This window comes from Micromonospora sp. R77, assembly GCF_022747945.1.
Taxonomy (GTDB): Bacteria; Actinomycetota; Actinomycetes; order Mycobacteriales; family Micromonosporaceae; genus Micromonospora.
The window spans coordinates 2,738,774-2,754,950 of sequence record NZ_JALDST010000001.1; the positions used below are offsets into that span (position 1 = coordinate 2,738,774).

The following is a 16,177-nucleotide window of genomic DNA, read 5'->3' on the forward strand; positions in this document are numbered from 1 at the left end:
GTACACGACCTCGCGGACGGGGCCCGGCCGGTGCCGGACCTGGCCGGCCGGGCGCTCGACCGGGGCCGCCGGCTGCGCCGCCGTCGCCGGGTCGCCACCGCCGGGGCCGCCGTGGCGGCGGTGGTCGCGGTGCTCCTGCCGTTCGCGCTGCTGCGGCCCGACCCGGCACCGCACCCGGGCACGCCCCCGCCACGGGCACTCCCGACCCGACCAGGCTGCCCGAGCCGGGGCCGGACTGGACCACGAGGCCGGTGCTGCTGCCGGGCGACCGGCGGGTGGTCGGGGCGGCGTTCCGGAACGGCGCGGGGTCGGCCTTCGTCCTCGACCGGGCCACCGGCCAGTACCGCCGGACCGGCAGCCATGACGGCGTCTATCCGGCGCCCGCCGGGTCGTCCGTCGCGGTCCGGGACGAGAAGCGACCCCGCCAGGTCGGCCTGACCGACGTCCGCACCGGCAAGCTCCACTGGTACGAGGTGGGCCGGGCGCTCTCCGGCCCCCAGTGGTCCCCGGACGGCCGCCGGCTGCTGTTCACCACGCACCAGGTGGACCGGTTCGGCTTCGTCGTGCTGGACACCGACGGCACGACTCAGACGCACCTGACGAACGCGTGGATCGGCTCGTGCAGTGACTTCTGCGACTTCGCCTGGACCAGGGACGGCCGGGAGGTGGCGTTGACGCTCTCCCGTCGCCGGGACGAGGGAGCACCGCGCGACCTCGCCCGGGGCGTGCAGCTCTTCTCCGTCGCCGACGGGCGGCCGACCCGGTTCCTGTCGATGCCCGGCAGACCGATCGGGCCGGATTCCTGGTCACCGGACGGCACACGGGTGGTCGTCCAGGGGCAGCGGGAGCCCTTACTGGTCGACATCGCCACCGGCGAGGTGGTGAACCCACTGCCGGCCGCCGAGGTGGTCTGGGTCGCCGACGACCGGCTGCTCTACCGGCGGCCCTACGGGTCGCACGACTTCGTGCTCGCCGACCTCACCGGACGGGAACTGGTCCGCCAGCCGCTGCCGCGGGAACTCGCCGAACGGGAGATCACCATCGGTCGGGACTGATTGGTCGCTCAGGTCGCTGGGGCGGCCACCGACTTGCCCCAGGGGGCTACCGTGCAGGTCGTGGCCACGGGGACGCTCGTATTTCTGATCATCGGCGGCGTGGGCGTCGGCGTGCTGGCGGTCGCCCTGCTCGGTGCGGGACTGCTCCACATCGGCCACCCCGACGTCGACGGTCCGGTGTCGGTGGAGGCGGTCGCCGGCTTCACCGGCGCGTTCGGCTTCGGGGCCGCCATCGTCAACGAGCTGCTCGGTGGTCGTACCCCCGGGATGGTCGCCGCGGCGGCGGCCGGGGGCGTGCTCGCGGCGGTGCCCACCGCGTGGCTGGCGGTCCGGCTCACCCGGGCGGCGCGCGACATGCGGACCGACCCCACCCCCACCCGCGACGACCTGGTCGGCGCGATCGGCCTGGTCGTCACCCCGGTCCCCACCGGCGGCTACGGCGAGGTCCGGGTACGCGTCGCCGGCCAGCCGGTCAAGCTCAACGCCCGCGCCGACAAGCCGATCCCGGTCGGCGCCCGGGTCTTCGTGGTCAACGCGCTCAGCGAGACCAGCGTGCACGTCGAAACCTACTGAATCCCCGACAGACGGGAACTCCCATGCCCCTGCTCGTCGCCATCGGCGGCGCGGTCCTCCTCGCCGTCGTCCTCGTCCTCTTCGTGCTCTCCCGGATCAAGGTGGCCGGCCCGAACGAGGCGTTCATCGTCACCGGCCGCAAGGGTCGGACCACCCAGAACGCCGAGGGCCTGCGCTCCACCGACATGTCCGGGCAGAAGGTCGTGCTCGGCGCCTCGGTCTTCGTCCTGCCGGTGGTGCAGAAGCTCCAGTCGCTCGACCTGTCCAGCCGCCGGATCGACGTCGGCATCAAGGGCGCGGTGAGCAAGCAGGGCATCCGTACCGAGCTGCACGGTGTGGCGATCGTCAAGGTCGGCGGGACCGAGGACGCGATCCGCGCCGCCGCGCAGCGGTTCCTGCACCAGCAGGACGAGATCGACAACTTCACCCGGGAGGTGCTCGCCGGTGCGCTCCGCTCGATCGTCGGCCGGCTCACCGTCGAGGAGATCATCCGGGACCGGGCGGCGTTCGCCAGCGCGGTCGCCGAGGAGGCCGAGCACTCGATGACCAACCAGGGTCTGGTGCTGGACACCTTCCAGCTCCAGGACATCCTGGCCGAGGGCTCCTACCTGCAGGACCTGGGCCGGCCGGAGGCCGCCCGGGTGCTCAAGGACGCCGCCATCGCCGAGGCGCGGGCCCGGCAGCAGGCCGAGCAGGAGCGGCTGCTCGCCGAGGAGGCGATCGCCGAGGCGAACCGGAACCTCTCCCTCAAGCAGGCCGGCATCCAGGCCGAGATCGACGCCGCCAAGGCGAAGTCCGCCGCCGCCGGCCCGCTCGCCCAGGCCGAGCGGGACCAGGCGATCCTCACCGAGCAGCAGAAGGTGGCCGAGCGCAACGCCGAGCTGAAGCAGCGGCAGCTCGACACCGAGGTGCGCAAGCCGGCCGACGCGGCCCGCTACAAGGTCGAGCAGGAGGCCGAGGCGGCCCGCAACGCGGCCGTGCTGAACGCCGACGCGCGCCGGCAGGCCACCATCGCCGCCGCGCAGGCCGAGGCCGAGCAGGCCCGGCTCACCGGTGAGGGCGAGCGGGCCCGCCGGGCCGCGCTGGCCGAGGCGAACGCGATCGAAGGTGCCAAGGAGGGTGAGGCCGAGCAGCGCCGGCGTACCGCGATCGCCGACGCGATCGAGCGCGAGGGCCAGGCAGAGGCCGCGGCGATCCTGGCCAAGGGCCAGGCCGAGGCCGAGTCGATGGCCCGCAAGGCCGAGGCGTTCGCCGCGTACGGCGAGGCGGCCGTGCTCGACCTGCTGGTCAAGGTGCTGCCGCAGGTCGTCGAGGCGGCCAGCGCCCCGATCGGCGCGATCGACAAGATGACCGTCATCTCCACCGACGGCGCCTCGTCGCTGACCAAGTCGGTCGCCGGCAACGTCGCCCAGGGCCTCCAGCTCGGCACCGACCTGACCGGCATCGACCTGGCCGGCCTGCTCGCCAAGCTGGGCGGCGCGCACACCAACGGCAAGGCCACGGTGGACGGCAGCACCGTCGAGCACTGACCGACCCGCAGAAACGACGGTGCCCGCCGGAGGAATCCGGCGGGCACCGTCGTCGGGTGGTACGTCAGGGCTGGACGGGGGTGAGCGTGAACCGCTCCCAGGCGCCCAGTCCGAGGGTCGGGCTGGAGTAGTCGACGGTCCGGTTCGCGATCAGCGGCTTACCGCCACCGCTCTCCGCGGTGATCGCCTTGTTGTTGACCGCCGCCACCAGATAGAGCGTGCCGTCGGTGTTGTAGTCGAGCACCCAGAGCTTCTCCCACGCCCCGGCGCTGGTGCCCCGGGCGATCAGCGGCTTGGCCCCGCCGCTCTCCGCGGTGACGAACTTGTTGTTCACCTTGGCCCGCAGCGCGATGAAGCCCAGGCCGGCGTCGACCACCTCGTACTTCTCCCAGAGACCGACCGCGGTGGCCTTGGCGAGCAGCGGCAGGGTGCCGCCGTTCTGCGCCGTGACGAATCTGCCGTTGGCGGTGGCCTTCATGCTGATCGTGGGAGGGGGAGCGGCGAAGTCGAACTTCTCCCACAGGCCGATCGCGGTGGACTTGGCGACCAGCGGCAGCTTGCCGGAGTTGTCGGCCGTCACGTACCTACCGTTGGAGGCGGCCTTCAGGCTGACGCTGCCGTCGGTGTTGTCGACGAGGGTGAACTTCTCCGCCGTACCCACCGTGGTCTTGTTCGCGATCAGCGGCGAGGTGCCCGAGGCGGGCGCGGTGACGTACCGGCCGTTGACCTTGGCGCGCAGCGCGACGAAACCGTCCGCCGTCGCCACCACGTCGAACTTCTCCCACGGCCCGAGCGCGGCGCCCCGGGCGATCAGCGGCAGGGTGCCCGCGCTGTCCGCGGTGACCAGCCGGCCGTTGACCCGCGCCTTCAGGCCGAACGAGGAGCGGGCCGCCTGCGTCGCACCGACGTGCAGCAGCCGGTTCACCGAGTTGCGGGCGTCCTGCACCGGGCCGGAGATGCCGCCGGTCACGATCGCGTCGCGGACCTGCTGCGGGGTCCAGTCGGGGTGGGCCGAGAGCAGCAGGGCGGCGGCGCCGGCCACGTGCGGCGAGGCCATCGAGGTGCCGCTCTCCACCGCCGAGCCGTTGGTCTCCCCGATCGACGAGGTGATGTTCACGCCCGGCGCGAAGACGTCCAGGCAGGGCCCGTAGTTGGAGAACCAGGCGCGGAAGTCCAGGTGGTCGGTGGCGCCGACGGTGATCGCGCCGGGCACGTGCGCCGGGGAGGAGAGGCAGGCGTCGCCGTGGTCGTTGCCGGCGGCGACGGCGTACGTGACGCCGGCCGCGATGGAACGGTTGACCGCGTCGTCCACCGACTGCACGATCCCGCCGAAGCCGAGGCTCATGTTCACCACGGCCGGCTTGGCGGCGTTCGCGGTGACCCAGTCGATGGCGGTGAGGAGATCGTCGCTGTAGCCCTCGCCGTTGCAGTCGAGCACCCGTACCGCGACGAGCTCGACGTCCTTGGCGACGCCGTACGTGCTCCCGCCGACGGTGCCGGCGACGTGGGTGCCGTGACCCTCGCAGTCGTCGGCGACCGCGTCGTTGTCGACGAAGTCGTAGCCGTAGCTGGCCCGGCCGCCGAACTGCTGGTGGCTGATGTCGATGCCGGTGTCCACGATGTACGCGGTCACGCCGGCGGCGGTGTTCGGGTAGGTGTAGGCGCGGTCGAGCACCGGGGTGGTCTGGTCGATCCGGTCCAGCCCCCACGACGGCGGGGTGCCCTGGGTGCCGGCGACCTTGAACCGGCGGACCTGCTCGACGTACGCGACGTCGGGGTCGGCGGCGAGCCGGGCGGCCTGGGCCGGGCTCAGCTTCGCCGACCAGCCGCGCAGGCCGCTGGAGAAGATCCGGCCGACCGAGCCGCCGGTGGCCTCGACGAGCGAGTCGGCGGTGGTGCGGACCGTGCGGGCGTTGGCCTTGCGGTCCTTGAGTACGACGATCCAGCGGCCCGGCACGGCGTCGGGCGCGTCGGTGCCGCGCACCTTGTCCGGTGCCAGCGGCGCTGCCGAAGCCGGGCCACCGGTGGTGACGCAGGCCAGTGAGGTCGCGGCGGCGAGGGCGAGCCCGGCCACCGCGGTACGGCGTAGCACGTGTGTTTTCTCCCCGTGGTTCGGCGACCGTCCATGCGGGACGGGCGACGGGTGATCGACGCGTCCCGCCCCGGACATCGGTCAGCGGGGCAGAAGGACGCCGATACATCATGCGGGAAGATCGCCGTGACCGGCGTCAACCTTTCGGTCGATACGCCGGCGTGTCGTCGTCGGAGGCGGCCGGTCGGGCCACCCGGCTCAGCCGACGACGCCCTCGTCGCGGGCCCAGCGCAGCAACTCCGCCTCGGCCTCGTCGCGGTCCAGCGGCCCGCGCTCCAGGCGCAGCTCCTTCAGGTGCTGCCAGGCCCGGCCCACCACCGGTCCCGGCGGTACGCCGAGCAGCTCCATGATCGCGTTGCCGTCCAGGTCGGGGCGGACCCGGGCCAGGTCCTCCTCGGCCGCGATCCGGGCGATCCGCTCCTCCAGCGCGTCGTAGTCCGCGGCCAGGGCGGCGGCCTTGCGCCGGTTCCGGGTGGTGCAGTCCGACCGGGTCAACTTGTGCAGCCGGGAGAGCAGGTCACCGGCGTCGGCGACGTACCGGCGGACCGCCGAATCGGTCCACTCGCCCCGGCCGTACCCGTAGAAGCGCAGGTGCAGGCCGACCAGCTTGACCACCTGGGAGGTGACGTCCTTGGGATAGCGCAGGGCCTTCATCCGGGCCTTGGTCAGCCGGGCGCCGACCACCTCGTGGTGGTGGAAGCTGACCCGACCGTCCGAACCGACCGCCTTGGTGGCCGGCTTGCCCACGTCGTGCATGAGCGCGGCCATCCGCAGCACGAAGTCGCAGCCGCCGGACTCCATCGACATGGCGTTCTCGACGACGGTGAGGGTGTGCTCGTAGACGTCCTTGTGCTGGGCGTGCTCGTCGATCTCCAGCTTGAGGCCGGTCAGCTCGGGCAGGAAGCGCTCGGCCAGCCCGGTGTCGACCAGCAGCCGCAGCCCGGTGATCGGGTCCGCCCCGCAGAGCAGCTTGGTGAACTCGTCCCGGATCCGCTCGGCGGTGATCCGGTCCAGGTCGGCGGCCATCCGCGCCATCGCCGCCCGGACCTCCGGGTGGACGGCGAAGCGGAGCTGGGCGGCGAACCGGGCCGCCCGCAGCATCCGCAGCGGGTCGTCGCGGAACGACTCCTGCGGCGTGCCGGGGGTACGGATGACCTTGGCGGCCAGGTCGGCGAGGCCACCGTGCGGGTCGGTGAACCGGTGCTCGGGCAGGCTCACGGCCATCGCGTTGATGGTGAAGTCGCGCCGCTTGAGGTCGTCGTCGAGGCTGGTCCCGTACTCGACCACCGGGTTCCGGCTGACCTGGTCGTACGCCTCCGCGCGGAAGGTAGTGATCTCCAGCTGGAGGCCGTCGCGTTGGCAGCCGATGGTGCCGAACTCCCGACCGGTCTCCCAGATCGCCTCCGCCCAGCCCTTGACGATCTGCAGCGTCTGGTCGGGGTGGGCGTCGGTGCAGAAGTCGAGGTCCTCGCCGAGCCGGCCGAGCAGGGCGTCCCGGACGGAACCGCCCACCAGGTGCAGCTCGTGGCCGGCGGCGGCGAAGCGGCGACCCAGCTCGTCGGCGACCGGCGAGACGCGGAGCAGTTCGGCGACGGCGTTGCGCTGCGCGGCGGTGAGCTCGCGGCGGTCGGCGGCGTGGGGTGCGGAGGCTTCGGACATGGGATCGCCAGCCTATCGGTCCTCTCCCGGAACACCGCCGCCGGGCGCGGGTAAGAGGTACAGGTTGACTAAGGTTCTTCACCGTCGGGTCGGCATCCTGCCCCGACGTGACCCTGGGAGGCTCCGATGAGCGGCGGGCTCTACCGCAGTTCCAACGCCACGCCGGACGGCGCGATCCCTCCCACGGACGAGGCGACGTTCATCTCGGCCGAGCCGCTGAACCAGCCGGCGGTGGAGGCCACCGCCCCACCGGCGGAGGTGGTCGCCGAGACCAGCGCCGCCGCGAACAGCGCGGTGATGGCCGTCGGCAGCCTGGTCAGCCGGGGTACGGGCTTCATCCGCAACCTGATGATCGGCGCCGCCCTCGGCGGTGGCCTGGTCGGTAACGCCTACACCACCGCCCAGTTCCTCCCGAACCAGGTGTACGAGTTCCTGCTCGGCGGCGTGCTCACCAGCGTGCTCATCCCGGTGCTGGTCCGCCGCCGCAAGGTCGACCCGGACAAGGGTGAGGCGTACTCCCAGCGGCTGCTCACCCTGGCGGTGCTCACGCTGGCGGGCGCCGCGCTGATCGCGGTGATCCTCGCGCCGGTGCTGACCGCGCTGTACGCCAGCGGCAAGGACGGCGCGTACACCGGACTGGTCAACGACCTGTCCTACCTGATGCTGCCGATGCTCTTCTTCACCGGCGTGAGTGCGCTGATCGCGGCGGTGCTGAACACCCGGGGGCACTTCGCCGCCCCGATGTGGGCACCGATCCTCAACAACCTGGTGGTCATCGGCACCTGCGCCGTCTACATCGCGGTCTTCGGGGCGAAGATCCTCAAGCCCGCCGAGATGGGGTGGGCCCGGATCCTGCTGATCGGCGGCGGCACCCTGCTCGGCGTGGCGGTGCAGGCCGTCGGCCTGCTGCCCGCGCTGCGCAAGGTCGGCTTCCGGTGGAAGTGGCGGTTCGACTTCCGCGAGCTGGGGCTGCGCGAGCTGGCCAAGCTCGGCGCGTGGATGTTCTGCTACGTGGCGGTCAACCAGCTCGGTCTCTTCGTGGTGGTCAACCTGCTCACCCGGGCTGCCGGCGACGACAACGCCGGCATCATGATCTACAACAACGTCTTCCTGCTGCTGATGATGGCGCACGGGATCATCGCCGTCTCGATCATCACGGCGCTGATGCCCCGGATGAGCGCCGCCGCCGCCGACGGCCGGTTCCGGGACGTGACCGCCGACCTGTCCCGGGGCACCCGGATGGTCAGCGCGGTGCTCGCCCCGATCGCGGTCTGCTATGCCGTGCTGGCCGGCCCGATCTCCGTGGTGGTGTTCCGCTACGGCGCCTTCACCGGGGAGAACGCAACCGCCACCTCCACCGTGCTGCTGGTCGCCGCGGTGGGGCTGGTGCCCTTCGCGATCAGCCAGCTCTTCACCTTCGCCTTCTACGCGCTGCCGGACACCCGCACCCCGGCGCTGATCAACATCCCGGTGGTGGCGCTGCGGGTGCTCCTCCAGATCGGGCTCTTCCTCGCCTTCTCCGCCACCTTCGCGGCGGCCGGCATGATGCTCGGCAACGCCGTGTCGTACCTGGCGGCGGCGATCATCTCGGCGCTGCTGCTGCGGCCCCGGGTCGGCCGGATCGGGTTGGGCGCGATCATGCGGACCCTGGGCCGGGTGGTGCTCGCCGCGCTCGGCGCGGCGCTGGTCGGTCTGCTCGTGGTCAAGTTGCTGCCCGGTGACCCGGCGCACCTGAGCTGGGTGGCCGCCGCCGTCCAGCTGGTGATCGGCGGTGCGGTGATCGCCGGGACCTACCTGGGACTGGCGATGGTGCTGCGGATCAGCGAGATCACCGAAGTGGTCGGGATGGTCCGCCGCCGGCTGGGTCGCTGACCCGGCTGCCGGTCGAGCCCGCCGAACACGGACGGTAAACGAGGATCACCAGCCTGGGGACACGCCTGTGGATAACTCGGTTTTCCACCGCTCAGCAGGCCTATCGGCCTGTGGACAACCAACCGTACGGATGAGGGTGACGGCCCGAACGGGGGGAATTCGGCAGAGCGTCGGAACGGTCGCCACACCGGTGCCGCCCCTGCGTCGACTACTTGCGGTCAACCTCTAGATTGGCTGGTGCATGTGCCCGCTACGGGACGGACGACGGTCGGCGACCGATGGTCCGCCCCGGCTGCTGGCTCCCCACCGGCCGCGGCGGGAAGATGACATGTCGGAGAACCGGGCATCCCGGGTAAGGTCGCTCTCGACGGGTACGGCAGGTGCCGACGCTGCGGGGTCGACGCCGCTGGGCCGGTTCCACCGAAGGCAGAGCGGAAAGCACATGCCCAGCAGCGCGGATCCATCGATCGACACGATCACCGAGGGAGGACGGGTGACCCAGGTCGGCGAGGGTCAGGAGGCGGAGGAGACTGCTCCGCCGGTCGTGACCTTCGGTGCTCCCACGGCCGGCGAGATCCTCGCCGAGCGGTACGAACTGGTCGAGCACATCAACAACGACAGCGCGGGCCGGCTGGTCTGGCGCGGGGTCGACGTCGTGCTGCGCCGTCCCGTCGCGGTGGTCCTCCGTTACCCGGGTGGCGACTCCGCCACCGAGATGCTCCAGGCCGCCGTCGCGGCCAGCCGCGTGATCCACCCCAACCTGGTCGGCGTCTACGACGCGATCGACGAGGCCGACCGCGCGTACGTGGTCCGCGAGTGGGTGGACGGGCAGTCCCTGCGGGAGATGGTCACCACCGACGGGCCGCTGGACCCGGCCCGGGCGACCGCCATCGGCAACGCGGTGGCCAGCGCGCTGGCCGCGGTGCACGCGACCGGCATGGTGCACGGCAACGTCCACCCCGGCACGGTCATGATCAGCGACGAGGGCCGGGTCGTGCTGGCCGACGCCCGCACCGACGGCGCGGACAGCCAGGAGAACGACATCCGGGCGGTCGGCGGCATCCTCTACTTCGCGCTGACCGGCCACTGGCCGCACGGCGAGGCCCCGCTGCACGGTGCCACCGCCGGACACGGCCGCGCCGCCATCCCGGACGCGGTTCGGGACGCCGCGGGCGGAATCGCCGCGCCCCGCCAGGTCCGGGCCGGTGTCCCGGCCTACCTGGACGACCTGACGATGGACCTGCTCGACCCGGAGATCGCCCCGCCCTCCTCGGACGTGCTCGCGGCCGAGCTGGGCCGGCTGGACATCCCGGCGGACGAGCACTTCCTGGCACAGGCCGGCCCGCTGCGGTTCTCGGCCGACACCGAGGAGGAGCGGTCCCCGCTGGCCGCCGCCGGGGGACGCAAGGTCGCCCTGGGCATCGCCGGTCTGCTGGCCGTCGCGCTGGTCGGGCTGCTCATCGGCATCAGCGCGCTCGGCGGCGGCGACGACAAGGACCCGAAGCCCGAGCCGGTCGGGAAGCCCTCCAACAGCGCTCCGGCCGGTGACACCACCTCGGCCGCGCCGATCCGCAAGCTCGCCGTGCAGGACGTCCGGATCATCGACCCGGACAGCAAGGTCCGCGACGAGCTCGACGACGCCGAGAAGGTGATCGACGGCAGCGAGGACGAGGGCTGGGAGACCCAGACCTACAAGACCGCGAAGTTCGGCAACTTCAAGAGCGGCATGGGGGTCTGGATCGACCTCGGCGCCCCGCACACGGTCAAGTCGGTGCAGGCGCTGCTCTCTGCCAGCGGGGCCAGCGCCAGCCTCTACACCGGCACCAGGGACCAGAAGTCCGACTCCGCCGGGGACAAGGCGCTGGTGGCGGAATACCTGAAGACGCCGATCGGTGAGGGCTTCAACCCCGCCGAGGGCACCACGCTGACCTTCAGCAACGGCTTCGACCCGGACAAGAAATACCGTTACCTGCTGTTCTGGCTCACCGAGCTGCCCCAGAACGACCGGGGCTACAAGATCGGTGTCCAGGAGATCACCGTTCAGGGTTCGTGAACCGGCCGGGGCGTACCGGGGCGGGCGCGGAGGCGTCCGACGTCGACCTGCTCCGCGCCCACGTCGCCGGTGACCGGGACGCCTTCACCGAGCTGTTCCACCGGCACTCCGACCGGCTCTGGGCGGTCGCCCTGCGGACCATCGGCGACCGGGAGGAGGCGGCGGACGCCCTCCAGGACGCGCTGCTCTCGGCGCACCGGGCGGCGGCCCGGTTCCGCGGCGACTCGGCGGTCACCACCTGGCTGCACCGGATCGTGGTGAACGCCTGCCTGGACCGGATGCGCCGGCGACAGACGCACGCCACCGTCCCGCTGCCCGACGGCGTCCACACCGACGCCGAGTCCGGCCGGCACACCGGCGGCGTGGAGCCGGCCGCACCCGCCCGGGACCACGACACCGCCCTGGTGGTCCGCCAGGCGCTGGCCGAGCTGCCCGTCGAGCAGCGCGCCGCCCTCGTCCTGGTGGACGTGCAGGGCTATCCGGTCGCCGAGGTGGCCCGGATCCTCGGCGTCGCCGAGGGGACGGTCAAGAGCCGCTGCGCCCGGGGCCGGGCCCGGCTGGCGGTGCTCCTCGGTCACCTGCGCACCGGCTCCGACGAGCCGAGCCCGGTGGGTCGACCGGCCGCCCGTACGGCACCCGACGTGCCCCGGGTCACCGCCGGGAACCCCAGGGCGTCCGGCAGCGTCGGATCGTCGTCGGGGCTCGCCCGACGGGACCCCAGCCAGGAGGAGACGTGACGTCCGGGAGGTTCAGGGAGGTCGACCACGACCTGCTCGCCGACTACCTCGGCGGCGCCCTGGACGGCACCCCGGAGCAGGTCACCGTCGCCCGGCTGGTCGACGAGGACCCGGCCTGGCGGGAGGCGTACACCCTGCTGGCGCCGGCGCTGGACCTGGTCCGGGCCGACCTGGCCGACTGGGCCGCCGCCCGCGCCGGAGCTGCCGCTGGCGGTCGCCGACCGGATCACCGCGGCGCTGGCCGGCGCCGGACCGGCCGCCGCCGACGTGCCGCAGCCCCGCGCCGCCACCGCCGACGGCCCGGCCACCCCGATCCACGGCGAGACCGCCCCCGACACCGACCTGCCCGGCACCGCCCGTCAGCGGCGCACCGCCGCCCCGGCGGCCACGGCCGTGGGGCAGCGGCCCGTCGGCCCGGGCCGCAGCAACCGGGCCGACGGACCGTCCCGGCGCCGGTCCGGGCGCCGGCAGCGCCGGTGGGCCCGACTGGCCGGGCCCGTGGCGTTGGCGGCCGCGTCCCTCGCCGCCGTCGGGCTGGGCGTCAACCAGCTGGTCGGCACGGCGGGCGGGGACGGCGCGGGGGTGACCGCGCAGGACCAGCGCGCCGGGAGCGCGGCCCGCCCCGGCCCGCTGGCCGCGGCGCCGTTCCGCACCATCGGCCCACCCCGCCGCAGCGGTACGGACTACACGCCCGACCGGTTGTCGGGCGGCGACCTGACGACGACCTCGCCCGAGCGCACCCTGGGCATGGTGCCGCCCGGCGGCACCGGGGGATCGAAGAGCCCGCAGGACGGGCCACAGGACGACCGACAACGGCTCCCCGCCGTCGGTGACCTGGGCCGGCTCACCGGTCCGGACGCCCTCGGTTCCTGCCTCACCGCGGTGGCCGCCGAGCACGCCGGCGGTGCGCTCACCGTCGACCTGGTCGACTACGCCTCCTTCCAGGGCCGGCCCGCCCTGGTGGTCGCCTTCGTCGACGCCGCCGGAGCCCGGTGGGCCTGGGTGAGCGGTCCGGAGTGCGGTGTGCCCGGATCCGGCGCGGACACCCGTTTCCGTACGCGGGTAGGGTGAGGGCGCGGTCACGACAGGTTGTCCCGCCACGTGACCTGACCCACCGGATGACCGGCTCGGGAATCCCCGCTTCGTACGATGACGTTCTGCAAGTCAGGCGCCGACGCCGCTGAGCCGTCGGCACTCGGGATCGACATCGTCCGGCGGCAGATCAGCCGGAACGGATGACGAACACACACATCGGGAGACGGCAGTGGACGAGGTCCGCAACCTGATCATCATCGGCTCCGGGCCGGCCGGTTACACCGCGGCGGTGTATGCCGCCCGGGCCAACCTGAAGCCGCTCGTGATCGAGGGCGTGCAGTCCGGCGGCGCGTTGATGACGACCACCGAGGTGGAGAACTTCCCCGGTTTCGCGGACGGCATCCTCGGTCCCGAGCTGATGGACAACATGCGCAAGCAGGCCGAGCGCTTCGGTGCCGAGTTCCTCACCGACGACGTGACCCGGGTCGAGCTGAAGGACACCGGCGACACCGGTTCCGGCGCGGTCAGCACCGTCTGGGTCGGCGAGACGGCCTACCGCGCGAAGGCGGTCATCCTCTCCACCGGTTCGGCGTGGCGTCCGCTGGGCGTCCCCGGTGAGCAGGAATACCTGGGCCACGGCGTCTCGTCCTGCGCCACCTGTGACGGTTTCTTCTTCCGCAACCAGCACATCGTGGTGGTCGGCGGCGGCGACTCGGCGATGGAGGAGGCCAGCTTCCTCACCCGGTTCGCCGACTCCGTGACGATCATCCACCGCCGCGACTCGTTCCGGGCCAGCAAGATCATGGCCGAGCGGGCGCTCGGCAACGAGAAGATCAAGGTGGAGTGGAACTCCACCGTCGAGGAGATCCTCGGCGACGACGGCAAGGTCAGCGGGGTCCGGGTGCGCAACGTGCACACCGGCGACACCAAGGTGCTCGACGTCACCGGCGTCTTCGTCGCCATCGGGCACGACCCGCGCAGTGAGCTCTTCCGCGGGCAGGTGGAACTCGACGACGAGGGGTACGTGAAGGTGCAGGCGCCCAGCACCCGGACCAACGTGCCGGGTGTCTTCGCCGCCGGTGACGTGGTCGACCACACCTACCGGCAGGCGATCACGGCGGCCGGTACGGGTTGTGCCGCCGCCCTGGACGCCGAGCGTTTCATCGCCACCCTGCAAGACTGAAAAACCTTCAAGAAAGCAGTTCCCGGAGGAGGGGTTCATAGTGGGAGCAACCAAGGCCGTCACCGACGCGAGCTTCGCGAGCGACGTCCTGAAGTCCGACAAGCCGGTGCTGGTGGACTTCTGGGCGGAGTGGTGCGGCCCGTGCCGCAAGGTCTCGCCGCTGCTCGAGGAGATCGCCGGCGAGATGGGCGACCAGGTCAGCATCGTCAAGCTCAACATCGACGAGAACCCCGAGACCGCCCGGGCGTACCGGGTGATGTCCGTGCCGACCCTCACCGTCTTCAAGAACGGCGAGCCGGTGCAGTCGATCGCCGGGGCCAAGCCGAAGGGCGAGCTGGTCAGGCTCATCGAGTCCGCCCTGTAGAGCCGACGTACCCCTGCGGAACCCCGCGCCCGATCCCGGGCGCGGGGTTCCGTTCTTTTCCGCCGCCCACGCCGATGACCTGCGCGAACCCGGCGCCGCTCGGTGACCGGCCACGGTACGCTCCGTAAGCATCCGCAGCAGAGGGGGTCGTGCGTGCGTCCGATCCGACCCGGTGACCGGGGACCCGCGGTGGCGGAGATCCGTACCATCCTCGCCGGCCTCGACCTGCTTCCGTCCGACGGCCACGGGGACGACTTCGACGCCGGGACGGAACGCGCCGTCCGCGCGTTCCAGCAGTCCCGCGGCCTGAGCGTGGACGGCCGGGTCGGCACCGAGACCTGGCAGGCGCTGGACGCCGCCCGCTGGCGGCTCGGCACCCGCACCCTCTACCACGCGGTGCCCGAGCCGCTCATCGGCGAGGACGTCCGATCGCTGCAGGAACGGCTCCTGGAGATGGGGTACGACACGGGCCGCGCCGACGCCATCTACGGCGTCCGCACCGCCCGGGCGGTCGCCCAGTTCCAGCGAGAGATGGGCCTGAAACCGGACGGCTCGTGCGGCCCGCACACGATGGGCGCGCTGCGCCGGCTCGGCCGGAAGGTGGTCGGCGGCCGGCCCCAGTGGCTACGCGAGTCCGACGCGATCCGGCAGGCCGGGCCGACGCTCGTCGGCCGGACCGTGGTCATCGATCCGGGGCACGGCGGCACCGACCCGGGCATGGTGGTGCCGGACGGGCCGCTGCGCTGGACCGAGGCGGACCTGGTGCACGACCTGGCCAGCCGGCTGGAGGGCCGGCTCGCCGCCGCCGGGGTGCGGGTGCAGCTCACCCGGGGCCCCGCCCCGCAGACCTGCCTGCCGGACGCCGACCGCGCCCAGCTGGCCAACGCCCTCGGCGCGGACGTCTTCATCTCGCTGCACACCGACGGGCACGCCAACCCGGCCGCGAACGGCGTGGCGACCTACCACTACGGCACCGACAACGGGGTCACGTCGGCCACCGGTGAGCGGCTGGCCGGCCTGGTGCAGCGGGAGATCGTGGCGCGGACCGGGCTGCGCGACTGCCGTACCCACGCCAAGGCGTGGGACCTGCTCCGGCTGACGAGAATGCCGGCGGTACGGGTCGAGGTCGGCTACCTGACCTCACCGGAGGACCGGGGCCGGCTGGTCGACCCGAGGTTCCGGGACCGGGTGGTCGAGGCGATCGTCGCGGCGGTGCAGCGGATGTACTTCCCGATCGAGCGGGACGTGCCGACGGGCTCGATCGACGTGAGCGAACTGCGGGCGGTGGTGGCCGCCGGCACGGTGGTCGACTGAGCGCCGGCCGGTGCGTGGGGCGGTGGCTCAGCCGGTCGTCGAGCGGGTGGCCGGGGCCGGGCGTACCGGCCGCAGCAGCGTCTCGGGGCTCATCGAACCGAGCAGCTTCTCCAGCGCGTACTCGACGTCGGACTTCCAGCTCAGCGCGGTACGCAGCTCCAGCCGCAGGCGCGGGTAGCGGGGGTGCGGGCGGACCGTCTTGAAGCCCACCGACAGGAAGAAGTCGGCCGGGGCGACGCAGGCCCGGGTCGGGTCGCTGTCGTCGCCGTCGCCGAACTTCGCGTCCCCGAACGCCTCGATCGCCTTGATGCCCCGTTTGGTGAGGTCCCGGGCCACGCCCTGCACCAGCATCCGGCCCAGGCCCCCGCCGGCGAAGGCGGGCACCACGTTGGCGGTCATCAGCAGCGCGGCGTCGGCGGAGACCGGCGAGGTCGGGAAGGCCATCGAGCGGGGCACGTAGGCCGGCGGGGCGTACATGACGAAGCCGGCAGGCATGCCGTCGACGTACACGAGCTTGCCGCAGGAACCCCACTCCAGCAGCGTCTGGGAGACCCAGGCCTCCTTCTCCAGACCCGGGTCACCGGCGGCGCAGGCGCGGTCGGCGGAGACGGGGTCGAGCTCCCAGTAGACGCACTGCCGGCACGGGCGGGGCAGGTCTTCGAGGGTGTCGAGGGTCAGACTGACCAGACGTCGCGACATCAGCGCATCCCC

General features: G+C 72.7%; 12 protein-coding genes and 1 pseudogene. 10 read left to right on the plus strand and 3 right to left on the minus strand.

Features of this window, described 5'->3' with window-relative positions; genetic code table 11:
• The first annotated feature begins 251 nt into the window (after positions 1–251).
• Genes MRQ36_RS12670 through MRQ36_RS12680 form a run of 3 tightly spaced genes read left to right on the plus strand, consistent with a single transcriptional unit; the run spans position 252 to position 3,157 of the window.
• On the plus strand, positions 252–1,055 hold the full coding sequence (locus MRQ36_RS12670; protein WP_242795290.1) for a hypothetical protein: 804 nt from the start codon (positions 252–254) through the stop codon (positions 1,053–1,055).
• 51 nt (positions 1,056–1,106) lie between these two features.
• Positions 1,107–1,628 (plus strand): NfeD family protein, encoded by a 522-nt coding sequence (locus tag MRQ36_RS12675; RefSeq protein WP_242795292.1) that lies wholly within the window; start codon positions 1,107–1,109, stop codon positions 1,626–1,628.
• A gap of 23 nt (positions 1,629–1,651) precedes the next feature.
• The gene (locus MRQ36_RS12680; RefSeq protein WP_242795294.1) at positions 1,652–3,157 is read left to right on the plus strand and encodes a flotillin family protein; all 1,506 of its coding nucleotides are present in this window, start codon (positions 1,652–1,654) and stop codon (positions 3,155–3,157) included.
• 64 nt (positions 3,158–3,221) lie between these two features.
• Here MRQ36_RS12680 and MRQ36_RS12685 read toward each other — a convergent pair whose 3' ends face one another.
• Both MRQ36_RS12685 and MRQ36_RS12690 read right to left on the minus strand, forming a co-directional pair.
• On the minus strand, positions 3,222–5,249 hold the full coding sequence (locus MRQ36_RS12685; RefSeq protein WP_242795296.1) for a S8 family serine peptidase: 2,028 nt from the start codon (positions 5,247–5,249) through the stop codon (positions 3,222–3,224).
• Between the two features lie 198 nt (positions 5,250–5,447).
• Positions 5,448–6,908 (minus strand): CCA tRNA nucleotidyltransferase, encoded by a 1,461-nt coding sequence (locus MRQ36_RS12690; RefSeq protein ID WP_242795297.1) that lies wholly within the window; start codon positions 6,906–6,908, stop codon positions 5,448–5,450.
• A gap of 126 nt (positions 6,909–7,034) precedes the next feature.
• Here MRQ36_RS12690 and murJ point away from each other — a divergent pair, with 126 nt between their 5' ends.
• From murJ to MRQ36_RS12725, 7 genes and pseudogenes are all read left to right on the plus strand, one after another.
• Entirely contained in the window at positions 7,035–8,780 is a 1,746-nt protein-coding gene (gene murJ, locus MRQ36_RS12695; protein ID WP_242795298.1) for a murein biosynthesis integral membrane protein MurJ, read from the plus strand.
• 442 nt (positions 8,781–9,222) lie between these two features.
• The gene (locus MRQ36_RS12700) at positions 9,223–10,833 is read left to right on the plus strand and encodes a protein kinase family protein (RefSeq protein WP_242795299.1); all 1,611 of its coding nucleotides are present in this window, start codon (positions 9,223–9,225) and stop codon (positions 10,831–10,833) included.
• The gene (gene sigM / locus MRQ36_RS12705) at positions 10,830–11,570 is read left to right on the plus strand and encodes an RNA polymerase sigma factor SigM (protein ID WP_242795300.1); all 741 of its coding nucleotides are present in this window, start codon (positions 10,830–10,832) and stop codon (positions 11,568–11,570) included. Before MRQ36_RS12700 ends, sigM begins: the two co-directional genes overlap by 4 nt.
• Positions 11,567–12,641: pseudogene (locus MRQ36_RS12710) on the plus strand (hypothetical protein). The gene sigM and the pseudogene MRQ36_RS12710 overlap by 4 nt, the downstream one beginning before the upstream one ends.
• Positions 12,642–12,834: 193 nt before the next feature.
• On the plus strand, positions 12,835–13,788 hold the full coding sequence (trxB, locus tag MRQ36_RS12715; protein ID WP_242795301.1) for a thioredoxin-disulfide reductase: 954 nt from the start codon (positions 12,835–12,837) through the stop codon (positions 13,786–13,788).
• Between the two features lie 40 nt (positions 13,789–13,828).
• The gene (trxA, locus tag MRQ36_RS12720) at positions 13,829–14,152 is read left to right on the plus strand and encodes a thioredoxin (protein WP_242795303.1); all 324 of its coding nucleotides are present in this window, start codon (positions 13,829–13,831) and stop codon (positions 14,150–14,152) included.
• A gap of 153 nt (positions 14,153–14,305) precedes the next feature.
• Positions 14,306–15,466 carry an N-acetylmuramoyl-L-alanine amidase gene (locus MRQ36_RS12725; protein ID WP_242795305.1) on the plus strand — a complete coding sequence of 387 codons (1,161 nt, stop codon included), beginning with the start codon at positions 14,306–14,308 and terminating at the stop codon, positions 15,464–15,466.
• Positions 15,467–15,493: 27 nt separating this feature from the next.
• Here the strand turns inward: MRQ36_RS12725 and MRQ36_RS12730 are convergent, their stop codons facing one another.
• Positions 15,494–16,165 (minus strand): GNAT family N-acetyltransferase, encoded by a 672-nt coding sequence (locus MRQ36_RS12730; RefSeq protein ID WP_242795307.1) that lies wholly within the window; start codon positions 16,163–16,165, stop codon positions 15,494–15,496.
• Positions 16,166–16,177: the final 12 nt, after the last annotated feature.

Excerpts from the sequence above, each read along its gene's own strand:
- MRQ36_RS12730 (WP_242795307.1), bottom strand. The coding sequence starts at position 16,165 with ATGTCGCGACGTCTGGTCAGTCTGACCCTCGACACCCTCGAAGACCTG.
- murJ (WP_242795298.1), top strand. The coding sequence starts at position 7,035 with ATGAGCGGCGGGCTCTACCGCAGTTCCAACGCCACGCCGGACGGCGCG.
- MRQ36_RS12680 (WP_242795294.1), top strand. The coding sequence starts at position 1,652 with ATGCCCCTGCTCGTCGCCATCGGCGGCGCGGTCCTCCTCGCCGTCGTC.
- MRQ36_RS12690 (WP_242795297.1), bottom strand. The coding sequence starts at position 6,908 with ATGTCCGAAGCCTCCGCACCCCACGCCGCCGACCGCCGCGAGCTCACC.
- MRQ36_RS12700 (WP_242795299.1), top strand. The coding sequence starts at position 9,223 with ATGCCCAGCAGCGCGGATCCATCGATCGACACGATCACCGAGGGAGGA.